Annotated in this window: 4 protein-coding genes and 1 pseudogene; all 5 read right to left on the bottom strand. The window is 70.9% G+C overall.

Annotated elements, in window-relative coordinates:
- The coding region (locus AC4HOU_RS11420; RefSeq protein WP_490724459.1) for an amino acid adenylation domain-containing protein at positions 1–2,446 on the bottom strand (2,446 nt) is incomplete at its 3' end.
- Positions 2,446–20,889, bottom strand: coding sequence for a non-ribosomal peptide synthase/polyketide synthase (locus tag AC4HOU_RS11415; RefSeq protein WP_490724458.1), 18,444 nt, complete (start codon positions 20,887–20,889; stop codon positions 2,446–2,448). The genes AC4HOU_RS11420 and AC4HOU_RS11415, both read right to left, overlap by 1 nt.
- A gap of 508 nt (positions 20,890–21,397) precedes the next feature.
- A complete protein-coding gene (locus AC4HOU_RS11410; protein WP_194989260.1) occupies positions 21,398–22,765 on the bottom strand; it encodes a GAF domain-containing protein in 1,368 nt (455 codons plus the stop codon).
- 132 nt (positions 22,766–22,897) lie between these two features.
- Complete coding sequence (gene mftG, locus AC4HOU_RS11405; protein ID WP_195006813.1) at positions 22,898–24,349, bottom strand: mycofactocin dehydrogenase MftG; 1,452 nt, start codon at positions 24,347–24,349, stop codon at positions 22,898–22,900.
- 16 nt (positions 24,350–24,365) lie between these two features.
- Positions 24,366–25,752: pseudogene (mftF, locus tag AC4HOU_RS11400) on the bottom strand (mycofactocin biosynthesis glycosyltransferase MftF).
- Positions 25,753–25,884: the final 132 nt, after the last annotated feature.

Raw genomic sequence — 25,884 nt, 5'->3', positions numbered from 1 at the left:
GTGGGAGGAACAACAACAGAATCTGCACTGGGGACGGCGAAGCTCTGTCGGGTCGCGGGCCCGCGACCACTGCGGGGCGCGGGGTTCGCGTCGACGTCGGCGTGGCCTCGGCTGTGCGACGGACCGCCGCCGCTGCCGGGCTGCCGCCGACTTCGGCCGCGGTCGGTTCGATCGATGCCGCACCCGCTGCGCCGCTGCCGAGTCCTGCGGTTGATGCGGCCCCCTCGGCCGCGCGCCCATTGCCCGGTGCGCGCACCGCCAGGCCGGCGGGGGTGGGGTTGTCGAAGAAATCACGCACGTCGACGGTCGTGTCGAGGGCCGCGTTGATGCGGGCCAGCGCCCGGGTGGCGATGAGTGAGTTGCCGCCGAGGGCGAAGAAGTCGTCGTCAGCGCCGATGCGGTCGCGGCCGAGCAGGTCGGCGAAGATGGCGGCGACGGCGCGCTCGGATTCGGTCGCCGGTTCGCGGTATTCGGTGGTGGCGGTGCCGAAATCGGGTTCGGGCAGCGCACGGCGATCGAGTTTGCCGCTCGGGTTCAGCGGCATCTCGTCCAACACGATGACCTTGGCCGGGACCATGTAGTCGGGCAGCCGCTTGCGGACCGCGTCGAGCAGCGCAGCGGGATCGAGCGCGGCGGTATCCGGCGATGTGCCCGGACGGGTGCCTCGGCGTGCGCCGACCACATAGGCGACGAGCTGATCGCCTGCCGGCGAGTGATGCACGACGGCAGCCGCTTGGGCGACCTCGTCCTGGTCCAGCAGGGCCGCCTCGATTTCGCCCAGCTCGATCCGCAGCCCGCGCACCTTGACCTGGAAGTCGATGCGGCCCAGGTATTCCAGTTCATCGGGGCCGCCGTCGCTGCCCGGAGCCCACCGGACCAGGTCGCCGGTGCGGTACATGCGGTCGCCGGGGGCGCCCTCGGGGTTGGCGACGAAACGGTCAGCGGTGAGCCCTGGCCTGCAGAGGTAGCCGCGAGCCAGTTGCACGCCCGCCAGGTACAGCTCACCCACCACGCCGGTGGGGACGGGACGCAGGTTGTCGTCGAGGACCAGCAGGTCGGTGTCGTCGGCGGCGGTGCCGATCGGCACGCTGTCACGGTCGGCGCCGGTCACCTCGTGCGCGGTGACGTCGACCGCCGCCTCGGTGGGCCCGTACAGGTTGTGCAGGGTGGCGCCGCTGATCTCGCGGAACGCCGCCGCGGTCGCCGCGGGCAGCGCCTCACCGGAGGCGAAGACCAGCCGCAGACTGTCGACGGATTCCGCGACATCGGGCTCGGCCACGAACACCGACAGCATCGACGGCACGAAATGAGCCACCGTCACCCCGGATTCGCGGATCGTCCGCGCGAGGTAGGCCGGATCCCGATGCCCTTCCGGGCGCGCGATCACCAGCCGGGCTCCCACCTGCAACGGCCAGAAGAACTCCCACACCGACACGTCGAAGGTGAACGGGGTCTTCTGCAACACCACATCGTCGGCGCCCAACCGGTACAGCCGTTGCCGCCAGCGCAGATTCGCCACGATCGCGCGATGCGAAACGGCGACACCCTTGGGGCGGCCGGTGGAGCCGGAGGTGAAGATGACGTAGGCGATACTGTCCGGAGAAACGGTGGGCCAGCACGTGTCAGGGACCGCGACAGCCTGATCGACCGTGCTGTTCACCTCGGAGCCTGCGCCCGGCCGATCCCCGGCCCCACCACCCTCGACGCACAACGTCGGCACGGTGGTCTCGAACGCCGACCGGTCTGCGGCGGTGGTGAGCACGACCGCCGGACGCGCGACATCGAGGACGTAGGCGATCCGGTCGGCGGGGTGATCCGGATCGATCGGGACGTATCCCCCGCCCGCCTTCACCGTCGCGTACATGCCGACCAGCAGCTCCAGCGAACGGCGCAGCGCGAGCCCGACCAGCACATCCGGGCCGACGCCGAGGTCACGCAAGCGGCGGGCGAGGGCGTCGACGCGGGCGCTGAACTCGGCGTAGGTGAGGGTGGCGCCCGCGAACTCCAGCGCGACGGCGTCCGGGGTGCGGCGCACCTGCTCCTCGAACAGGCTGATCAGCGTCTCGGCCGGGGCGAGTGGTGTCAGCACCGGTGCGGCGGCGATGACGGCGTCGGTCAGCAGCCGCTCCAGCAGTTCGCCGAGCCCGCCGTCGCCGGATTCCAGCAGCGCCGGGAACCGCCCGGACACCACGATCGGCAGCAGTTCTCCCGCGCCGAGCGCACCGCCCATGGCCTCGTCCAGTGCCGTCAGCTCGGCGGCCAGCTCCGCGTACCCGATCGCGGTCCCCTCGTGCGCGATGGCGGCGCGGTCGGGTTCGAGCTCGGCCACCGTGCGAACGAGCCCGGGCAGATCGTCGATACCGTAGGCGCGCCGCAAAGCGACCAGATCACCCGCAGCGCCGTCCATGCCGATCGAACCGGCCGCGATCGAATCCGCGTGAGTCATCAGCAGTTTCCTTCCGAATCGACGTTCGAGGTGGTGGTGCTCGCCGCGCGCCCGCCGGGTGGGGTGGTGTCGCTGGGCGGGGTCGTGTCGCCGCGCGACACGGCGGGATCGGTCGCGGCGCTGTCGGGTACAGCGATGTCGGACGCGGCGCGGTCGGGCGCGCCGGATGTCGGCGTGGCGATGATTTCGGCGGCCGCCGTCCGCAGGTTCGCGGTGGCGGTCGCCAAACCGTCGGCGCCGAGCGCGGCCAGGACACCGGGGACCAGTCCGGCCAGACCGACATTGATGAGCGTCTCCGGCTTCGCGGCCGCGCCCATCGCCTTGCCGACCGCGGCGATCTTCGCGGCGAGCTGCCCGAAGCTGACGGTGCTGTCGGCGTGCGTGAAGGCGATGCCGTCCGGGCGGATGGCGGCCGCGGCGGCAACCAGTGCCGGGAGGTCGGCAGGTGTGTGCGCCGGGGAACCTGAGACCGCGGCTGGAACGGTCACGTCCGCATCGCCCGGAGCACTCGAGCCCTCCCTCGACTCCGAGCGCACTCCCGCAGCCGGCACGTCCCGTGCGGAAGTCCTGGCTGTCGCGGATCGACCTGCTCGTTCGGCATCCGTGCGGATATCGATCGCTCGCACGCTTGTCTCCGGGTCGGCGGCGATGGCGTCGATGACCAGGAGCAACCGCTCGGCGAAGCGGCGGACGGTGTCGGCGTCGAAAATGTCGGTGGCATAGCCGAACTGGAAGTCCAGCCCGGCCCGGCCGGGGCGTTCGATGCCGGTGAGGTGCAGATCGAACTTGGCTTCGGCGAGGCCGAGATCGAGGGCACGCACTTCCAGTCCGGGCAGATTCACCACGCTGTGCGGCATGTTCTGGTAGGTGAACATCACCTGGAACAGCGGGGTGTAGCTGCTGGAGCGGGTGCGGCCCAGCGCGTCGACGACCTGGTCGAAGGGGATGTCGGCGTTCGCCAGTGCGCGCAGGTCCCGGCGGCCGGTGTCGCGCAGCAGGTCGGCGAAGCGGGTGCGCGGGTCGACCTCGGTGCGCAGTGCGACGGTGTTGACGAACATGCCGATGAGGTCGTCGAGTGCGCGTTCACCGCGTCCGGCCACCGGCGCGCCGATGACGATGTCGGTGCTGCCGGTCAGTTTCGCCAGCAGCACCGCCAGAGCGCAGTGGATCAGCGAGAAGACCGTCGTGCCCTGAGCGCGGGCGATCACATCGAGTGCGGCCAACCGCTCCGCGTCGATGGTGAGTTCGGTGGTGCCACCGCGCATGTCGCGCCTGGCGGGCCGAGGACGGTCGGTGGGCAGGGCGAGTAGTTCGGGTGCGTCGCGCAGTTCGCCGGTCCAGTACGCGAGCTGGCGCGCCGCCGAGCTGTCCGGGTCGTCGCTCGCACCGAGCAGCTCGTGCTGCCATTCGCTGAAGTCGCTGTACTGGATGGCCGGCGGCTGCCAGTCCGGAGCGCGCCCCGCGGTGCGCGCCAGGTACGCGGTGACCAGATCGCGGGTCATCGGCGCGATGGAGTAACCGTCGGCGCTGATGTGGTGTAGCACCACCACCAGGACGTGGTCGTCGGGGGCGAGCCGGAACAGTGCGGCCCGCACCGGCGGCGCGGCGGTGATATCGAAGCCGGTGGCGACGAATTCGTCGATGGTGGCCGCGAGGGCGGGCTCGGACACCGGCGTCGGCGTCAGGTCGAACGCGACCGCATCGGCGGCGAGCACCTCCTGAATCGGTCCGCCGTCGGTATCCGGGTAACGGGTGCGCAGCACTTCGTGCCGGTCGAGCACGTCGGTGATCGCGGCGGTGAGCGCGGCGACATCGAGTGCGCCGGTCAGCCGCAACGCGGCGGGCACGTGGTAGGCCGAGGAGTCCGGCGTGAGCCGGCTGACCACCCACATGCGCTGCTGCGCGGGTGAGAGCCGGGCGGGGCCGGCATCGGTGCGAGGCAGCAACGGCGGGCGTGCGGTGCCCTCCGACGATTCCAGTGCCGCGGCCAGCCCCGCGACCGTCGGCGCCTCGAAGACGGCCGCGACCGGTACCTGCCTGCCGAGCGCGGCACCGAGACGTGCGGTCAGCCTCGTCGCCATCAGCGAATTGCCGCCGAGGGCGAAGAAGTCGTCGTCCGCTCCGATGGTCCGCGCGCCGATGATCTCGGCGAAGGTCTCCGCGACGAGCCGTTCGAGCTCGCCGGCCGGCGCCCGGAATTCGGCCTCGGTGAAGACCGGTTCGGGCAGTCGAGCCCGGTCGACCTTGCCGTTGGCGTTCAACGGCAGCGCGTCGAGCACCATGATCGCCGAGGGCACCATGTAGGCCGGCAGCCCGGCCGTCAACGCCGCCCGCAGCTGGTCGTCGAGATCGGAATCCGCCTGCGGTGCAGCCACATAGGCGATCAGCCGGTCGCCCGATAGGGCAGCACGCCGGGCGACGGCCACCGCCGCCCGCACCCGCGGATCGCGCCGCAACGCCGCTTCGATCTCGCCGAGCTCGATCCGGAAGCCGCCGATCTGCACCTGGAAATCCGCGCGCTCGAGGTATTCCAGATTCCCGTCGGGCAGTCTGCGCACGATATCGCCGGTGCGGTACATCCTGGCGCCGGTGCCGTGCGGGTCGGCGACGAACCGATCCGCGGTCAGGCCGGGGCGTCCGTGGTAGCCGCGGGCCAGTTGCGCACCGGACAGGTACAGCTCACCGGCCACCCCGATCGGCACGGGACGCAGCCGGGCGTCGAGCACATGGACGCCGCTGTTCCACACCGGACGCCCGATCGGCACGGTGTGTGCCAGCTCGCCCGCCACCGGGTAGGCCGTGATCGACACCGCGGCCTCGGTCGGCCCGTAGAGGTTGTACAGGCGTGCGCCCGATTCGGATGCGCCCGGACGCGCGGGAGCAGGCGACGGCGCATCCGCCTCGGCGACGTGATCCCCGGCCTCCCGTGCGCATGCCGCGAATTCGGCGGCAGTGGCCGCGGGCAGCGCCTCGCCGATCGCGAGCACATGGCGCAGGGACGCAGGCAGCGGCCGACCGGCGGCCACCAGCATGCCGATCAGCGACGGCACCGCGTGCAGCACCGTGACCTCGTGTTCGGTGATGAGCGCACGCAGCCGGTCCGGATCGCGTTCGCTGCCGGGTGCGGTGATGACGAGCGTGCCTCCGGTCGTCAACGGCGACCACAGCTCCCACACCGACAGATCGAAGGTCGCCGGGGTCTTGAGCAGGGCGCGGTTGTCCCGGCCGAGGCCGAAATACCGGCGCAGCCAGATCAACTGGTTCACCACGGCGGCGTGCGGGACGGTCACGCCCTTCGGCAGGCCGGTCGAGCCGGAGGTGAAGATGAGGTACGCCGGATGTTCGGGCCGCAGCGGCCGGATCCGGTCGGCGTCCCGCAGGGGTGTGGCATCGCCGCCGAGTTCGAGCCGGTCCAGGACCAGCACCGGGACATCGGTCTCGATCGGCATGCCGTCGGCGGCCGTGGTGAGCACGCACACCGGCGCGGCGGTGGTGACGATATGGCGGATGCGGTCGACCGGATGATCGGGGTCGATCGGCACATACGCCCCGCCCGCCCGCACCACCGCGTACATGGCGAGCACCAATTCCACCGAGCGGCGCAGGGCGAGCACGACCGTGGTCTCCGGGCCGACGCCGTGCGCGATGAGGGTGCGCGCAAGACGATTCACCCGGGCGTCGACCTCGCCGTAACGCAGGTGCGCGCCGCTGACAGTGTCGATGAGCGCCGTTCGATCGGCATCGGTGGCCGCGAAGACCGCCAGATCGGCCAGCGTGACCGCGGGAACCGGGTACGCGGTCTCGTTCCAGCGCGCGAGCTGCGCGTGATCGTTCTCGCCGAGGAGATCGATCTCGCCGACCGGCAGTTCCGGGTGCGCCGCGACGGCGGCCAGGACGCGATGCAGGTGATCGAGGATGCGTTCGGCGGTGCCGGAGTCGAACAGATCGGTGGCGTAGCCGAGGGCCAGCTCGATGCCGGCTGCGGCGCCATCGGCGGCGTACTGATCTACCGCGAACAGATGCAGATCGAATTGTGCTGTCGCACTGTCGAACTCGATCTCGTCGATGTCGAGGCCAGGCAACCGCAGTTCGCCGCGTTCGTGATTCTGGAACGAATAGCCCACCTGGAACAGCGGATGCCGCGCGGTGGAACGGCGCGGGTTCAGCACCTCGACCAGCCGCTCGAACGGCACATCCGCGTGTGAGAGGGCGGCCAGATCGGTTTCCCGGGCGCGGGTGAGCAGCGCATCGAACGGTTCGGCGCCGTCGACCGCGGTGCGCAGCACCAGCGTATTGACGAACATGCCGATGACGTCGTCGAGTTCGGCCGCGCCGCGTCCGGCCACCGGGGTACCGACAGCGATATCGCCGGTGCCCGACAGCCGCGCCAGCAGGGCGGCGAAGGCCGCGTGCACCACCATGAACAGCGTGGCGCCGTTGCGGCGGCCGAGTGCGGTCAGTGCCGCGTGCAGTTCCGCATCGACGGTGCGGGCGATCTTCGCACCACGCAGGCTCTGCTTGGCCGGGCGCGGACGGTCGGTGGGCAGGGTCAGCTGATCGCGCAGCCCGGCGAGGGCGTCCTTCCAGAAGGCGAGCTGCCGGGCCGCGAGCGACTCCGGGTCGTCCTCGGCTCCGAGCAGCCGGTGCTGCCACAGCGCGTAATCGACGTACTGCACCGCGAGCGGGTTCCAGCACGGAGCGCACTGGTCGAGCCGCGCCGAGTACGCCGCCATCAGGTCCCGGACGAAGGGGGCGATGGAGGAGCCGTCGGCAGCGATGTGATGCAGCACCGCGGCGAAGACGAACTCGGTGTCGCTCAGCCGCAGCAGCCGCATCCGCACCGGGATCTCGGCGGCGATGTCGAAGGTGGTCTCGGCCAGCTCCCGGATCCGCGCGGGCAGCTCGGCCTCGGTCACCGGCTCCGGCTCGACGGCCGGGATCGCCTCGGCCGTCGGCACGATCAGCTGTTCGGCGGTGCCGTCGACCTCCGGGTACCGGGTACGCAGCGATTCGTGCCTGGCGATCACATCGGCGACCGCGGCCCGCAGCGCGGCGACATCGAGGGCGCCGGTCAACCGGAGCGCCAGCGGGATGTTGTAGGCGGTCGACGCGCGGTCGAAGCGGTTGAGGAACCACATGCGCTGCTGCGCCGGCGACAGCGGCAGCCGCGCCGGACGCGCCCCAGCGATCAGCGGCGGACGGCTCGGCTCGGCGTCGTCGGCGCCGGCCAGCGCGGCCAGTTCGGCGACTCGCGAATGCTCGAACAGCGCGCGCACCCCGACCGTGCGGCCGAACGCCGCCCCGATCCGCGCGGCCGCCTTCGCCGCGAGCAGCGAACTGCCGCCGAGATCGAAGAAATCGTCGTCGGCGCCGACCCGGTGCCCGGCGCCGGTGCCGAGCCCGAGCACCTCCGCGAACACCCCCGCCACGATCTCCTCGGCCGGTGTGGCGGGCTTGCGATAGGCGGTGCCCTCGAACACCGGCGCGGGCAGGGCGGCCCGATCCAGCTTCCCGTTGACCGTCAACGGAATCCGCTCGACCCGCACGATCGCCGCGGGCACCATGTGCTCGGGCAGCCTGCGCGCCAGCCCCTGCCGCAGCGCGGCGAGATCGACCGCACCCGGCGCGACCAGGTAGGCGACGATCCGCGCCTCGTCGGCGAGATCGGTGCGCACCACGACGGCGGCCTCCCGGACTACAGCCCGGCCGCCCGCGGACGCGGCGGAGCCGTTCGCGCCAGCGTTCGGCACGGCACCGGCGCGCCCGCTGTCAGCACCGCCGGGCAGGGCCGCGCCCGACGACGCCCGGCTCGAATCCCCCGGCCCACCGTCCACCGACGCCTCATCGGGCCGCGACGCCTCGGCCGGTCCCGTCGTCCCGTCGTCCAGCGCCGCTCGGCCGGGCGCCGCCCCATCGAACAGAGCCGATCGGTCCAGCGGCAGCGCAGTACCCGGCCGCGCTGCCTCATCGGCCGGCGCCGACAGATCCTGCAGCGCGGCCTCGTCCAGCAGCGCCGCCTCGATCTCACCCAGCTCGATCCGGAACCCGCGCAGATTCACCTGCTGATCGGCGCGGCCCAGGTATTCCAGTTCGCCGTCGGCGGTCCAGCGGGCGAGGTCGCCGGAGCGGTAGGCCAGGGAGCCGTCGGCAGCGTAGGGGTCGGCGACGAAGCGGGCGGCGGTCAGGGCGGGTCTGCCGAGGTAGCCGCGGGCCAACTGGCCACCGGAGACATAGATTTCGCCGGGCACGCCCACCGGCACCGGACGCAGCCGGTCATCGAGCAGCCGCACCGCCAGCCCCGGCAGCGCACCACCGATGACGCTGGCCGAGCCGGTGCCCGCCTCGATCGGCCGGTAGGACACGTGCACCGTGGTCTCGGTGATGCCGTACATGTTCACCAGTCGCGGCGTGCGCTGGTAGCGCGCGAACCAGCCGGTCAACCGCTGCGGCTCGAGTGCTTCACCACCGAAGATCACGTAGCGCAGCGCGAGGTCGTCGTGGGCGGGTTCGGCCAGATCGGCGGCCGCGAGCTGATAGAACGCCGACGGGGTCTGATTGAGCACGGTCACGCCTTCGGCGGCGAGCAGTTCGCGGAACTGCTGCGGCGAGCGCGAGGTGTAGTAGTCGACGACGACCAGCGTTCCGCCGTGCAGCAGCGCACCCCATAGCTCCCACACCGAGAAGTCGAAGGCATAGGAGTGGAACAGCGTCCATACATCCGAGGGCCCGAACTCGAAGTGGCGCTGGGTGTTGTCGAGCAGTCGCAGCACATTGCGGTGCGGGACGACGACGCCCTTGGGCCGTCCGGTGGAGCCGGAGGTGTAGATGACGTAGGCGGTCGCGGCCGGATCGAGTGGTGCGCGACGGTCGGCGTCACCGATCGGCGCGCAGCGACCCTGGCCGGCGTTCTCCGGGTCGGCGGGATCGGTGACGGCGATGTCGATGACGGGCCCGCCGAACCATCCGCGCGCGAGTTCGGTCGTCGCACTGGTGATGGCGCACACCGGGCGGGCGTCGTCGAGGACGTATTCGATCCGGTCGGCCGGGTAGGCGGGATCGATCGGCAGATAACCGCCGCCTGCCTTGACCACCGCCAGCAGCGCGACCACCAGTTCCGCCGAGCGCGGCAATGCCACCGCGACCAGGGTTTCCGGGCCCACTCCGGCGGCGATGAGCCGCCGCGCCAGTCGATTCGACCAGTCATCGAGTTCGGCGTAGGTCAGTGTGCGGTGGTCGGCACGCACCGCGACCGCCGCCGGGTCGAGTGCGGCGGCGCGGGCGAACCGCTCGGCGAGTGTGCCGTCGGCCGCGCGGTCGTCGCCGGTGACCGGCCATTCGTAGAGCGCGCGATGCTGTTCCTCGGCGGAGAGCATCTGGATATCGCCCACCACCACGGTCGCATCGGCCGCGACCGCCGCGAGCACCTGGGTGAAGCGGCGGCCGAGCACGGCGACGGTGTCCGCGTCGAACAGATCGGTGGCGTAGGTGATGTCGATGTCCATACCGTCGGCGCGGCCGTCCGGATCGGATTCGCGGACGGTGAACTGGAGATCGAATTTCGCCGCACCGGCGTCGAATTCGAGCGGCCGGACGGTCAGCTCGGGCAATTCCAAGGCGGGCAGGGCGAAGTTCTGGAAGGTCAACGCCACCTGGAACAGCGGATGACGGTTACGTGCGCGGGTCGGCGCGACCAGGTCGACCAACTGGTCGAAGGGCACCTCGGCGTGCGAGAGCGCGTCCAGATCGACGGCCCGCACCTGGTCGAGCAGGGTCTCGAAGCGCAGCCTGGTGTCGATGTGGGTGCGCAGGACGAGCGTGTTGACGAACATGCCGACCAGCCCGTCCAGCTCGGGTGCACCCCGTCCGGCCACGGGAGTACCGATGGCGATATCGGTGCTGCCGGACAGCCGCGACAGCAGCACCGCCAGCGCGGCGTGCACGGTGCCGAACAACGTGGTCTCCCGTTTGCGGGCGAGTTCGCGTAGTTCGCTGTGCAGTTCGGCGTCGATGCGCAGCCGGAAGGTGGCGCCGCGATGACTGGTGACGGCGGGCCGCGGCCGGTCGGTGGGCAGTTCGAGCTGCTCGGGCAGGCCGTCGAGGGTGCGGCGCCAGTGCTCGAGCGCGCGCCGATGCTCGTCGGAGTCGGCGCGGTCGTGCTGCCAGAGCGTGTAGTCGGCGTACTGCACGGACAGCGCCTCCCATGCGGGGGCGTAGCCGTCGCGGCGGGCGGAGTAGGCCGTCATCAGGTCGCGGGCCAGCGGGCCGAGCGAGAAGCCGTCGGCACTGATGTGGTGCAGGACCAGGGCCAGCACATGATCGGTGGGGGCGAGGGTGAACAGCGCCGCCCGCAACGGAGTTTCCGTGGTCAGGTCGAACGGTTCGGCCGCCAGAGCGGTGAGCCGCTGCGATAGCTCGGTAGCGGTAGCGGTCTCGGTACGCAGGACGATCGCGGGCCCGGCGGCGTGGCCACCCGCGGCCGGCAGGATGCGCTGCTCGGGCCCCTCCGGACCGTCCGGGTAGACGGTGCGCAGCGTTTCGTGACGTCCGACGATGTCCGTCAGGGCGGCGGCGAGGGCTGCGCGATCCAGCTCGCCGGTCAACCGCAACGCCACCGGGATGTTGTCGACGGCATCGCCAACGCCGGTGTCCTCGCTGAGGAAACGGTTGAGGAACCACATCCGCTGCTGCGCCGGCGACAAGGGAATCCGGGCCGGTCGCTCCCGCCGCACCAGCGGATGCCCGGCCCTGGTGCCGCGCCGAGCCAGCGCACGGGCGGCGAACGCGGCGACGGTCGGCGCGTCGAACAACTCCCGCACACCGAGCTCGGCGTCCAATGCGGTCGCCACCCGGGCGACGACCTGCGTCGCGTTCAGTGAGTTGCCGCCGAGGGCGAAGAAATCGTCATCCAGGCCGGCCCGCTCGATGCCGAGTACCGCGGCGAACGCCTCGGCCACGAGCTGCTCGGCGTCGGTGCTCGGCGCCCGGAAAACGGCCGCCTCGTGCACGGGGGCGGGCAGGGCTGCGCGGTCCAGCTTGCCGGAGGCATTGACCGGGAACTCGTCGAGCACCACGAACGCGGACGGGCGCATATACGACGGGAGTCGCTCGGCCAGCGCGGCCCGCACCGCTGCCAGGTCGATCTCGGCGTCCCGCTCGGCCAGCAGATACCCCACCAGCTGCTCGCCCGTGGCGGCAGCCGCGCGCAGCAGGACGACCGAACGGGCGACACCGGCGAGCTCGTCGAGTGCCGCCTCGATCTCCCCGAGTTCGATCCGCTGACCACGCAGTTTCACCTGGAAATCGCTGCGGCCCAGGTACTCCAGCTCCCCGTCGCGGTTCCAGGCCACCACGTCGCCGGTGCGGTACATGCGCTCGCCGGGGCCGAAGGGGTTGGCCACGAACCGATCCGCCGTCAGATCCGAGCGGCCGATGTAGCCGCGCGCCAGTTGCGCCCCCGCCAGGTACAGCTCGCCAGCGACACCCGGCGGCACCGGGTGCAGCCGCGAGTCCAGCACGTACACCTGGGTGTTGAACACCGGCGCACCGATCGGCACCGACACCGTGTCGGCCTCGGTGACCTCGTGGCAGGTGACGTCGACCGCGGCCTCGGTCGGGCCGTACAGGTTGTGCAGCCGCGCGCCGGTCAGTTCGCGCAGCCGGTGCGCGGGACCGGCGGGCAGCGCCTCACCGGAGGCGAACACCATCCGCAGCGACGTGCAGCGGCCGGGTTCGGCCATCGCGGGTGAGCCAACGAACGCGGCAAGCATGGACGGCACGAAGTGCGCCACCGTGACGCCCTCGGCATCGATGACCTCGGCCAGATACGCGGGGTCGCGGTGCCCCTCCGGCTCGGCAAGCACCAGTCGCGCACCGATCTGCAAGGGCCAGAAGAACTCCCACACCGACACATCGAAAGTGGACGGCGTCTTCTGCAACACCACATCCGAGGCGTCGAGCCCGTAGGCCGACTGCATCCACACCAGACGGTTCACGATCGCCGCATGCGTGACCGCGACGCCCTTGGGCCTGCCCGTCGACCCCGAGGTGAAGAGCACGTACGCCGTGTGCGCGGCGGTCAGCGTGCCGAGGCGGTCGGCGTCGGTCAACGGCGCGTCCGAATAGTCGGAGGTGTCGAACTGGTCGACGTCGAGCACCGCCCACCGCCGCGCCTCGTCGCCGTCGGCCAGGTCCAAGCCGTCGGTGGAGCGGGTGAGCACGCACACCGGCCGCGCTGTCCGCAGCACATGACCGATCCGTTCGGCCGGATGCTCGGGATCCACCGGCACATACGCGCCACCGGCGGTGATCACCGCGTACATCGCGACCACCTGATCCAGCGACCGCGGCATCGCCACCGCGACCCGGCTGTCGGGGCGCACACCGATGGAGACCAGCAGCCTGGCCAGCCGATTCACTCGACCGGCGAAGTCCGCGTAATTCATGGTCGCCGCGCGCTGCGGCACACCGGGATACACCAGCGCGACCGCGTCCGGGGTGCGGGCGGCCTGCGCCTCGAACAGCGACACCAGCGTCTGCCCCGCGGGCACCTCGGCCGCGGTGGCGTTCCAGGTATCGAGCACCAGCGCGCGCTCGGCCGGGCTCATCACCTCCAGATCGCCCACCGGACGCTGCGGATCGGCGAGCGCCGCGGCCAGCAGCAGCCGCAGCCGGTCGGCGAAGGTGGCGACGGTGCCCGCGTCGAACAGATCGGTCGCGTATTCGAAGACCGCGTCGAGCCCGGCCGGCCCGTCGCCGTCCACGGTTTCGGTGATCGTCAGGTGCAGGTCGAATTTCGCGGTGCGGGTATCGAGATCGAGCCGGGTGGCCGTGACACCGGCCAATTCCAGACGTGTCGTCGCGGTGTTCTGCACATCGAGCATCACCTGGAACAGCGGATGCCGTGCCGCCGAACGCGGCGGGTTCACCACCTCGACCAGCCGCTCGAACGGGACGTCGGCGCGCGCGAATGCCCGCAGATCGCCGTCGCGGACCGCCTCGAGCAGCTCGGTGAAGCTGCGATCGGGAGGCACCTGCGAACGGAGCACCAGCGTGTTGACGAACATGCCGACCAGCTCGTCCAGCGCCTGATCGCCGCGACCGGCGACCGGGGTGCCGAGGGCGATATCGGTGTGCCCGGTCAGGCGCGACAGCAGCGCTGCGAAGGCGGCGTGCACGACCATGAACAGCGAGGCGTTCGAGCGGCGCGCCACAGCGCGGATGCCGCGATGGGTGGCGGCGTCGATGGTGAAGGCGTACCGCGCGCCGCGGCCGGTCGCGACGGCCGGACGGGGACGGTCGGCGGGGAGATCCAGCACATCGGGTAGCTGCGCCAGCTCCGCCGACCAGAACCGGATCTGTTCGGCGAGTAGTGAATCCGGGTCGTCCTCGGCGCCGAGTACCTCGCGCTGCCACAGCGTGTAATCGGCGTACTGCACCGGCAGCGGCGCCCAGTCCGGCGCGGTCGCGGCACAGCGGGCGGCGTAGGCGCGCATGAGGTCGCGGGTGAGCGGCGCGATCGACCAGCCGTCGGCGCTGATGTGATGCATCGATACGACCAGGACGTGGTCGTCGGCGGCCAGGCGCAGCAGGGTCAGGCGCACCGGTGGTTCCCGGTCGACGCGGAACGGGGTGGCGGCTTCGGCTCGGATCCGGTGGTCGAGCCGGTCGGGCGCGATGTCGTCGAACCGCATGGGCGTGCCTGCGGGCAGGACGCGCTGGCACGCAACCCCGTGCACCGCCGGGTACACCGTGCGCAGCGTTTCGTGCCGTTCGATGACGTCGGCCACCGCCGCACGCAGGGCTTCCCGATCGAGCGTCCCCGTCAACCGGACGGCTGCGGTCAGATTGTCGGCGACCGACTCGGCGTCGAACTGGTTGAGGAACCACATGCGTTGCTGTGCGTACGACAGCGGCACCAGCTCGGGCCGCTCCCGCGCGACCAGGGCGGGCCGCGCTCGGCCGCCATCGCCCTCGCCCAGCCGGGCGGCGAGCGCGCCGACCGTCGGGGATTCGAACAGCATCCGTACCGGTACATCGGTATCGAGCAGGGCGGCGATGCGGGCCGCGATCTGGGTGGCGACCAGCGAGTTCCCGCCGAGGGCGAAGAAATCGTCGTCGAGGCCGACCCGGTCGGCGCCGAGGGTCTGCGCGAAGATCTCCGCCACCGTGCGCTCGGCCCGGGTGACGGGTGCACGGAAGCTCGCGGTGGCCAGCTCGGGATCGGGCAGCGCCTTGCGATCGAGCTTGCCCGAGCTGGTCAGCGGCATCGCGTCCAACCGGACGTAGACGCCGGGCACCATGTACGAGGGCAGCACCGCACGTAGCCGGGAATCGAGTACTGCCGTCGGGTCGGTATCGGAATCGCCGGTCACCACATACGCCACCAGCAGCTCACCGGCGGTGTGCCGGTACACCCGCGCGGCGGCCGAGCGCACCTCGGGGCATGCGCTCAGCGCTGCCTCGATCTCACCGAGCTCGATGCGCTGGCCGCGCAGTTTGACCTGGAAATCGCTGCGGCCCAGGTATTCCAGTTCGCCCGCCCGGTTGCGCCGCACCAGGTCGCCCGTGCGGTACATCCGCGCACCGGCCGGGCCGTAGGGATTGGCGACGAAACGGGCCGCGCTCAGATCAGCGCGTCCGTGGTAGCCGCGCGCCACCTGCACACCGGACAGGTACAGTTCGCCCACCACGGTGTCGGGCACCGGACGCAGGCGGGCGTCGAGCACGAGCACCTGACTGCCCGGAACCGGGCGGCCGATCGGTACCGAGCCATCGACCTGCGGCGATACCGGCGCATGGGTGGCGTGGACGGTGAATTCGGTCGGGCCGTAGAGGTTGTGCAACGCCGCGGAACTCACCGCGGCGAACGCGGCCGCTGCCGCACCGGTCATCGCCTCGCCGGCCACCAGCACCGTGCGCAGCGAGGCCAGCGATGCGGCGGGCGCGGTCTCGGCGAAGACCGTCAGCATGGACGGCACGAACGAGGTCATGCTCACCCGCTGCGCCGCGATGGTCGCGGCCAGGTAGCCGGGATCGCGGTGCCCGCCGGGTGCGGCGACGACCAGCCGCGCGCCCACCGCCGTCGGGGCGAACAGCTCCCACACCGAGACATCGAAGGTGGCGGGCGTCTTGAACAGGATCACATCGTCGGGAGTGATGTCGTATTCGGTGGTGATCCAATCGATCTGGTTGACGACCGAGGCGTGCTGCACCGCGACGCCCTTGGGGCGCCCGGTGGAACCGGAGGTGAAGATGACATAGGCGGTGTGCGCCGATCGGAGCGGTGCGCGCCGCTCCGCATCGGTGACGGGCGCGGTCGAGTACTCGGCGAGCTCGTCGTCGACGGTCAGTACGGCAACATCTGTGCCGGTCCAGGTATCGCACGAGCGGACGAGCACGCACACCGGACGCGCCGTCTCCAGCACCTGGCCGATGCGCGCGGCAGGCTGCTCGGGGTCGAGCGGAACGTACCCGCCGCCCGCGATGAGCACGGCGTACGCGGCGATCACGAATTCCGCCGAACGGGGCATGTCCAGCGCGACAAGCGTTTCAGGCCCGACACCGGCGGCGATCAGGCGGCGCGCGAGCCGGTTGACGCGCCCGGCGAGTTCGGCGTAGGTGAGCTGCTGGTCACCGTCGACGAGGGCGATGGCGGCCGGCCGACGCTCGGCTTGGTAGGTGAAGGCGTCCAACAGGGTCGGTTCGCCCGGCGCGGGAATCCGCCTGTGCGGGGGCAGGTCTGGCAGGTTGCCTGCGCCGAGAGAGACGGCGGTGGCCACATCGACCGCGATCGCGCGCCGCTTCGGCCGCACCGCCGCCGCGTCCCCGGAGGCGAGCACCCGCCGTTGTTCGGCGGCGTCGAGCAGCGGTAGATCGGCGACTACGCGCTCGGTCTCCTCGACGATCGCCCGCAGCACCCGCAGCAGCAGGCGCGCGTATTCTTCGATGGTATCCGCATCGAAAAGATCTGTGGCGTAGGTGAATTCGGCGGGCACCCCGGTCGGCGCCGGACCTTCCCTGTGTCCGGCCCCGCCGAGGTGATCGGTGACCGTGAGTTGAAGATCGAACTTGGTCACGCCGGTGTCCAGGGTACTGGTCCGCGCCGCGATACCGGGGAGTTCGAAGCTGATGTCGCCCGTGTTGTCGAAGGAGAACAACACTTGGAACAGGGGGTGCCTGGCCTGCGACCGTGGCGGGTTGATGGCGTCGACCAGTTGCTCGAACGGCAGGTCGGCATGGGCGAAGGCCGCCAGATCGGCCGCCTTGACCTCGGTGAGCAGGTGTTCGACGGTGCCGTCGGGGTCGATGACGGTGCGCAGCGGCAGGGTGTTGACGAACATGCCGATCAGGTCGTCGAGGGCGCGATCACCGCGGCCCGCGACGGGTGTGCCGATCACGATGTCGTCGGCGCAGGCCAGGCGCGACAGCAGTGCCGCGAATCCGGCGTGCAACACCATGAACGTCGACAGCTGGTGCGTGCGCGCGGTTTCGGTGAGCGCGGTGTACAGCTCGGCCGGGATCTCGAATCGATGGATGGCGCCACGGGCGGAGGCGACGGCCGGGCGCGGGCGGTCGGCGGGAAGTTCGAGCAGATCGGGGGCGCCGGCGAGCGTGGTGGTCCAGAAATCCAGCTGCCGTCCCAGCGGTGCGGCCGGGTCGGCGGCCGAGCCGAGCAGCTCGCGCTGCCACATGCTGTAGTCCGCGTACTGCACCGGCAGCGGCGTCGGTGCGGGGACGGCGCCGTCGCGGCGGGCGGTGTAGGCGCCCATGACGTCGCGCGCCAGGACCCGCAGCGAGAGCCCGTCCGCGGCGATGTGGTGCACGACGACGGCCAGGGCGACGCTGCCGTCGTCCACCACGAAAACACGCGCACGGAACGGTATCTCGCGTTCGAGATCGAAACCGGCCGACGCGAACGCCGCGAGTTCGCCGTCCAGCGCGTCCGCGCCGATCGCTTCGGGCGTCACCACGAACTGCGCCGGCTCGAGCACCACCTGATGGGCGGCCGATCCTGCGGCGTCCACCCCGGGCGGGGTCGCCGGGAAGACCGTGCGCAGCACCTCGTGGCGTTGCACCAGGTCGCCGAGGGCGGCGCCGAGGGCGGGCAGATCCACCGCGCCGCGCAGCCGCACCACGAACGGCATGTTGTAGCTCGCGCTCGTGTCCTCGAACCGGTTGAGGAACCAGATCCGCTGCTGCGCGGGCGAGAGCGGCACATACTCCGGGCGCGGCCGGGCGTACAGCGGCGCGAGCGCACCGGAATCGGCGCGCTGCTCGATCAGCTCGGCCAGCCCCGCCACCGTGGACGCGGCGAACAGTTCGCGCACCCCGAGCCGGCAGCCGAGGTCGGCGCCGAGCCGGGCCGCCACCTGGGTGGCGATCAGGCTGTTGCCGCCGAGGGCGAAGAAGTCGTCGTCGCGGCCGATCCGCTGCTGTCCGAGCAGTTCGGTGAACACCGCGGCCACCGCCTGCTCCACGGGAGTGGCGGGGGCGGTGTATTCCGCGGTGCCGCGCTGCGGTGCGGGTAGCGCGGCCCGGTCGAGCTTGCCGGAGGCATTGACCGGCAGCGCGTCCAGCACCACGTACGCGGCGGGCACCATGTACCCGGGCAGTGCCCGCGCCGCGGCGGCCCGCAACCGCTCCGGGGTCACCGTGTCCGGTTCGGCTTCCACCACATAGGCCACCAGCTGTTCGCCGACGCCGTGGTCGTCGCGCACCACGACCACCGCCCGCACCACCGAGTCCACGGCGCCCAGCACGGCCTCGATCTCGCCCGGTTCGATCCGCAGCCCGCGCAGCTTCACCTGGAAATCGGTGCGACCGAGATATTCCAGTTCACCGTTGGTCGTCCAGCGCACCACATCGCCGGTGCGGTACAGCCGCTCCCCCGGCTGATCGCCGAACGGATCGGCGACGAACCGGGCCGCCGTCAGGCCGGGCGCACCCGCATATCCCCGGGCGAGCTGTACCCCCGACAGATACAGCTCACCCGGCGCCCCGACCGGTACCGGACGCAACCGCGAATCCAGCGCGTAGACCCGAGTGTTGAACACCGGGGCGCCGATCGGCACCGAAACGGTATCGGCGTCGGTCACCTCGTGGAAGGTGACGTCCACCGCCGCTTCGGTCGGACCGTACAGGTTGTGCAGCCGGGCGCCGGTCAGCACCCGTAGCCGCTGGGCGAGCGAGGCGGGTAGCGCCTCGCCGGAAGCGAACACCGTGCGCAGCGAGGTCTCGGCGGCCATGTCCTGGTGCGCCAGGAACGCCTCGAGCATGGACGGCACGAAATGTGCGGTGGTGACGCCGTATTCGGCGATCACCGCGCGCAGGTGGGCGGGGTCGCGGTGGCCGTCTGGCTGGGCCAGCACCAGCGTCGCGCCGATCTGCAGCGGCCAGAAGAATTCCCACACCGACACGTCGAAGGTGGCAGGCGTCTTCTGCAACACCACATCGGCCGGGGTGAGCCGATAGGCGCGCTGCATCCACACCAGCCGGTTCACGATCGCGGCATGCGAGACCACGACGCCCTTGGGTTTGCCGGTGGAGCCGGAGGTGAAGATCACGTAGGCCGGATGGGCCGGGCGCAGTGCGGTGCCGCGTTCCCGGTCCCAGATAGGGCCGGTGGGGCCGTCGGCGGGCAGTTCGTCGAGGTCGAGCACCGGCACCACGCCGTCGGCCAGATCCGGCCGGTCACCCGCGGTGAGCACACAGGCCGGACGCGCGGTCGCGATGATGTGCGCGGTGCGGTCGGCCGGATGGTCGGGGTCCAGCGGCACATAGGCGGCCCCCGCGGCGAGCACCGCGTACATGGCGATCACCAGCTCCGGTGAGCGCCGGATATGCAGCCCCACCAGCGACTCCGGGCCGACCCCGCGCGCGATCAACGCCCTGGCCAGCCGATTCGCTCGGGCCGCGAGCTCGGCGTAGGTCAGGTCGGGGCTGCCGGCGAAGCGCAGCGCGACCGCGTCCGGGGTGCGCGCTACCTGCGCCTCGAACATCGACACCAGCGTGGCGCGCGGGTCCACCGGATGGCCGGTGGCGTTCCAGATCTTGGTGCTGACCTCCAGCTCCAGCTCGGTGGCGACCTCGACACCGGCCAGGGGCGCGTCCAGGTCGGTCGCGAGCAGCCGGTCCAGGTACCCGATGAAGCGGGCGTGGTGCCGGGCGATGTCGTCGGCGTCGTAGAGGTTGGGATTGGCCTCGAAGTCGACGTGCACCCGGTCGCGTTCGCCGTAGTAGACGTTGAGGCTCAGATCCTCCACCGGCCCGGTGGACAGCACGTGGTACTGGCCGGTCGCCGTGCCGAGGGTGAGGTCGCTGCGGAACAGCATGATGTTGGCCAGCGGACCGAACAGGGCGCGCCGGGCCGGGCGCCCGTCGTGCTCGGCGTCGCGGCGGATGTCCTCGGCCCGGTAGCGCTGGTGCCGCAGCGCGCCCGCGACCTCCACCCGGGTGGCGTGCAGCAGCTCGCCCCAGCTGCCGCCGGTCGACAGCCGCAAGGGCACGATATTGGACAGCATGCCCGCCGAGCGGCGCATCACCGCGGTGGTGCGAGCGGTCACCGGCAGGCTGAGCACGGCGTCATTGCGGTCGGTGAGCCGGCCGAGATAGGCGGCGAAGGCGGCGAGCAGCACCACCGCCGGGGTCGAATCCTGGCTCGCGGCCAGGGTGTTCATCCGTTGGGTGAGCGCCTCGGGCAGCGGCCGTCCGGCGATGAGGTTGGCCGCGGCGCGCGGCGCGGTGCGGCCGTCGAGGCTGGTCGGTGCGTCCAGCCCGGCCACCCGTTCGGCCCAGTGCGTGCGGTCGGCGCCGAAACGGGAGCTGTCGCGATAGGTGTGCTCGCCCTCGACCAGCGTCGCAAGGGTGGCGGGTGAGACCGGCTCCGGCTCGCGTCCGAGCACCCGCGCGGTGTAACGCTCGGCCACCCGCATGGTGTTGGTGAGTGCGCCGAATCCGTCGAGGATGATGTGGTGCGCGCGCAGATACCAGAAATAGCGGTCGGCCTCGACCCGCAGCAGCGCGCCCGCGAAAAGCTGATCGTGGAGTAGATCCACCGGCGCACTGGAATCTGCCCGCATCCATTCTTTCGCTGCGGCAATGGGATCGGGATACGAACGGACATCGATCAACGGAATGTGGACCGAGGCCTGCGTGTCGACCCACTGGTACGGCACCCCGTCGGCTTCCCCGATGCGGACCAGCACCGATTCGTACTCACGCGCCGCCTCGATCGAAACCTCTTGCAGCAGTTCGGCGTCCACCGCACCACGCACGTCCACGTATTGCGCCACATTGATCGGCACCTGCGGATCGAGGAGCTGGGCGTACCAGACTCCCAGCTGCGCGGGTGCGAGCGGGAAGCGGGCCGGCGCGGATGTTCGCGCCTCGGTATGCAGCGTCGCCTGCTTCCGCGCGCTGGGTCCACCCAACTCCGTACCGTGCACCAGAGCCTCCTCGAAATGGCGAATTAACGGCTGGCCGAATGCTTTTGGGCAGCACGAATAAGCCTGCGCGGCGGGTCGGAGTCCCGGGCGCGGGCGGCTACCGCATGAGGTGTGGGCGAATGACACGCGACGCTCGTCTGGGCGCTCGCGCGTATTCGTCAGATGTGCGTGAACTGGAATCGGCGACCGTGTGGTCGCCGCCGTGCCGTCCGGAGCCGGCGCCTGATGGGACGGTGTCCGGAACGGAGACGAAGTGCCTAGCTAGTGATCTTTCCTCCAACTTCACTGCCGCCACGGATTCGATAACGGCGGTATGTCAGCTACATCACATGGATGTCATCCACGTATTGCGAACACTAGGCCAGGTCGAAATAAAAAGGAACTAAATGCTCTAAAAAAATCGGACAAGCGTCCAGATAGGGACCGGTGCGACCGGCCGCGGGCGGCTTTCTACCCGCGAGCAGCTCGGGCCCCCGCATGTGAGCTATCGCACTTTCAGATGGGCAGACTATGAGCCGAAACGTTGCATCTGCGTTGCATCCGCGCCCAGGCGCCGATCGAGCACCCGGATCTTGGCCTCGATCTGGGCGAACAGCGGCGAATCGCGATCAACGGTCGAGCGGTAGGCGACCCACGCGGCGGCGTCGTCGCGTCCCTCGGCGGTGGCGGTCCAGCGCCGCAGCGCCGCGGGATCACGCGAATCCAGCACCGAGGTCCGCAGCCGAACCCGCAGCTCATCGCGCAGATCGACGATGCCGGGCGCGTTCGAACGCGGCAGCACCGGGCCCGCGTACAACCGCAACGCCGCATCGACGTCACCGGAGTCCAGGGCGGCGCGCAGGAAGTCGATATCGGTGGCCACCGGCACCTTCAGCCGGTACGGCCGGGAACCGAACACCTCGGGCCCGACCACCGTGCGCAGCCGGGACATGGCGGCGCGGATGGTGCCGTTGTCCAGGTCGGTGTCGTCGAGCAGCAAGGCCAGATGGTCGGCGCCGAGCCCTTCGGGGTGCTCGGTGAGCAGCAGCAGGATCTCGGCGTGACGTTGCGACAGCGGCACCCGCTTCCCGCCGATGCTCAGCTGCGGCTGGCCGAGACCGAGCACATCGAGCCCGAGCCTGCCCCGATCCGGCGCCGCCTGGTGTCGATCGCGGGCACCGGCCGGTGCGTGCCGATCGGCCCGCATGGCCGTGAGCAGCAGATCCATTTCCGCTGCCGTGGCGGCGGCTTTCACCAGAGCCAGGATCTCGGGCCTGGCCACTCGTACTCCGCCGGCGATCATCAGCACGCCGACCAGCCGGCCATCCGGATCGTGCACGGGGGCGGCGGCACCGGTGAGCTGATGCATCCGGTGCAGGAAGTGTTCCGGGCCGTGGATCCAGGCGGCGCGTCCGGTGCGCACCACCATGCCGACGGCATTGGTGCCGATACGGCGCTCGCTCAGGTCGTCGCCAGCGCGCAGCCCGATCTCGGCGGCGGCGCTGATCCTCTCGGCGTCGCCGTGCACCGACAGCACCCGCCCGAACTGGTCGGCAACCACGACGATCAAACCGGTCCGGGCGGCGTCCTCGACGAGCAGCTTGTCGATCAACGGCATCAGCGCGGCGATCGGATGGGCGTCGCGGTAGCGCTGGAGGTCCGCGCCGCGCAGCCCGCGACCGTCGACGACGTCCATCGGATCGATGCCACCGCGAACACTGCGCAACCACGATTCGAGCACCGCGGGGCGCAACAGACCGGCGAGCCGGGACAGCCGCTCACCACCGGCACCGAGATATCCATGCGCTTGAGCGGCATAGGCTTCCAGTGCACCGAGCTGCGTGCCAGGTTCTACTCCATGCCGCGAGGGGCGACCACCCGCAAGATTGCTGACCATTTGCCTTTCACCTACGACAAACTGTACCGGCGGGTACCGGCAACGACCGGCGGATGATCAGGTTTGTCCGCCAGGTCACACACGTCACGCCCGTCCCGTGAGTGTGAGCCACCTGGCATCGCGGGGCGTGGGTCAGCCGGACAACAGTTCGGCGGCGCGCTCGCCGATCAGCACCGCCGTCGCCTGCGGACCACGGCCCAGCGGCACCGGCACGATGGACAGGTCGGCCACCGCGAGACCGTCGACGCCGTGCACCCGGCAGCGCGCGTCCACCACGGCGCGGGTGTCGCCAGCAGAGCCCATGCGGCAGGTACCGGACAGATGTTGTGAGGTGGCCAGATGCGCGGTCAGCCAGTCGTCGGAGACCACCCCGGGAACCGGCTCCCCGGGGACCGCCCCCATCGCGTCCATGATCTCCGCCGACAACCGCACGGCCGCGCGCAGCCGGTCCCGATCCAGCCGCTGTTCCAGGTAGCGCTGGTCGATCCACGGCCGGTCAGCCGGATCGGCCGAACGCAGCCGCAGCTCGCCCGACCCGTGCGGGCGCATCAATGCGAGCGCGAACTGCCGGATTCCCGGCGTGAAAGCCATCGTGTACGGCCGGATTTCGATATCGCCGAGCTCGAGCACGTATTCGAGTACCTGGCTGCGCCGGTGTGGCGCGTCGTGCCGGTAGTCGATGCCGATCTCGGGATGGTCGGTGCACCATTCGCCCACCGGCAGCGCCTGCACCACCGGGATGCCCAGCGCGCGCAACCGCGCCGGATCACCGATGCCCGAACGCAGCAGCAGTGCGGCCGATTCGATCGCGCCCGCGCACAGCACGATCCGATCCGCCGGGATGAATTCCGCGACGCCCGCACGCAGGCATTCCACCCCGATCGCCCTGGTCCCCTTGAACCGGATCCCGAGCGCGGTGGTGCCGGCCGACACGGTGAGGTTCGGCCGGGTGAGCGCCGGCAGCAGGTAGGCCTGTGCACTGCCGACGCGCAGGCTCGTGCCGGCACGCCGATCGATGTTGGCCGGCACCGCGCCGAAACCCTTGTCCGCCGCGTCGGGCGCGTTCAGGTCCGGTATCTCGTCGAATCCGGTCGCCGCGGCCGCCCGCACGAACGCCTCGGTCAGCGGGCTCCGGGTGGCCGGGCGGCGCACTGGGATGGGCCCTTCGGCGCCGTGCCCGGGCTGCGCGCCGAAGTCGTGATCATGTTCGAGGCGGCGCATCGGCTCGATCAGCTCGTCGTAAGTCCAGCCGCCGGTGCCGATCTCGCGGCTCCACGCGGCGAAATCGGCGGCGGGGGCGCGCACGAAATAGCACCCGTTGATCGACCCCGACCCGCCGATCACCCGTCCGCGCACCGTGGTGGACGTGGTGGTCGCCGTCAGCTGGATCGGATAGCGCCACAGCAGCGCCTCGTCGTCGAGCGGCAGTTCGGTGCCGTCACGCAGGCTGGGCGGGAAGCCGTCGGGCGAGGTCCAGATCGGCCCGGCTTCCAGCAGTCGCACTCGGTGATCCGGGTCGGCGCTCAGGCGCGCGGCGAGCACGCAACCCGCGCTGCCTCCGCCGACGATCAGCGTGTCAGCCATCCGGACCCATCGGCGCTCAGCGCGGCGGGGCGGTGGGCTTGAGCGCTTCGATACTGCGGGCCCGCCACGCGCCGAGCCACAGACCGGTGCCGTAGGCGATGTCGTCGATGCGGCGGAAGGCGATGTAGCGCAACGGGTCGAGCCCGCCCGCGTCGCGATGGGTGAACCAGTCGGCCAGGCCGTCGGCCAGCGCCATCGTCACCGCGATGCGCCGGATCCGCCGGGAGGCCACCATCGCCAGCACGGTGACCGGCCAATAGTGCCTGCACATGGCCGAGGCGAGGCGCCACAGTCCGGCGAAGAAGCCGCGGGCCAGATAGATCGACGCGATCCGGGTGGGATTGTCGAGTTCGCCGAAGACGCGGCGCAATCGGCCCAGCGCGGCCACCAGGGTGAGCTCCCCAGCGGGTCAGCGTGCCGAACAGCACCGCGGCCAGCATGGTCCACGACGGCACCGACAGCGGCGACACCATGCCCGCATGCCGTGCGCCCAGCGGCGCGGCGCCGGTGCCGTAGAACATCTTCCGGTTGAACCAGGCCCGGAAGGACACCCGGTGATCGTGGGCGACGTGCGCGGCGGGTTCGTAGCGCAACCGCCAGCCCGCCCGCTCCAGCCGCCAGCACAGGTCGACGTCCTCGGCGACGTGCATCGACTCGTCGAACCCGCCCTCGGCCAGCAGCGCGCCCCGCCGCACCAGCAACGCCGCACTCGGCACGTAGGACACCATCCCGCGCGATTGCACGGCCGATTCGCGCCTGCCCAGATCCAGCGAGGACCGGGTGTGCTCGTAGCGGGCCAGCGCGTTGGATTCGGGATCCAGCGCGACGATCCTCGGCGCGACCAGCGCGACCTCCGGATCGCTGAAATGCCCGAGCATGACCTCGAGCCAGCCGCTGCGTGGCACCACATCGGAATCCAGGAACGCCACGAACTCGGTTGTCGCCGCCCGCAATCCGGCATTGCGCGCGGCGGCCGGGCCGAGCGCGCGCTCATGCCGCAGCACGCTGACCTGGCAGCGGCCACCGGCCACCGGCGGTACCCGCGCGGGCAGGTCGGAGCCGTCGTCGACGACGATCACATTGTGCCCGCGCAGGGCCGCCAACAGCCGCGCCAGACCCTCGGCATTGTTGTGCAGCGGCACGATGATGGTGACGTCCTCGGGCGAGGGCAGCAGTCGCGGCCGGGGGTTGGCCACCCCGGAATCGAGCAGCCGCCTGGCAACGACGGCGGACTTCGGGCCGTTGACCTCGAGGTACCCGTCGCCGATCATTTCGGCGGCTTCCGGGGCAAGGCGCAGCAACCTCGCGGGTGTTCCTCCGATCAGGATGCGTCCCCCGGAGTATGCGCGTACCCGTGGATCGATCCGCACCCCGAATCCGTCGGGAAGGCGATCATGGCGCATTCCTGGCATGTTAGACGGAGTTCGCTCGGCTGACATCAACAGTCGCGAAACACGCAACCAGTTCCGGAGTATTTCGCGTGGTAGGCCCGGTAACCGACAGGATCTGCGTTGCTGAAGGATTACTGAGCGAGT

The organism is Nocardia sp. JCM 38205 (assembly GCF_058222935.1).
The sequence above is the reverse complement of the archived record's forward strand: the minus strand, read 5'-3'. Positions and strand labels throughout refer to the sequence as shown.

Coding starts and splice junctions, on each gene's coding strand:
- mftG (WP_195006813.1), bottom strand. CDS start 24,349: ATGGCTGACACGCTGATCGTCGGCGGAGGCAGCGCGGGTTGCGTGCTC.
- AC4HOU_RS11410 (WP_194989260.1), bottom strand. CDS start 22,765: ATGGTCAGCAATCTTGCGGGTGGTCGCCCCTCGCGGCATGGAGTAGAA.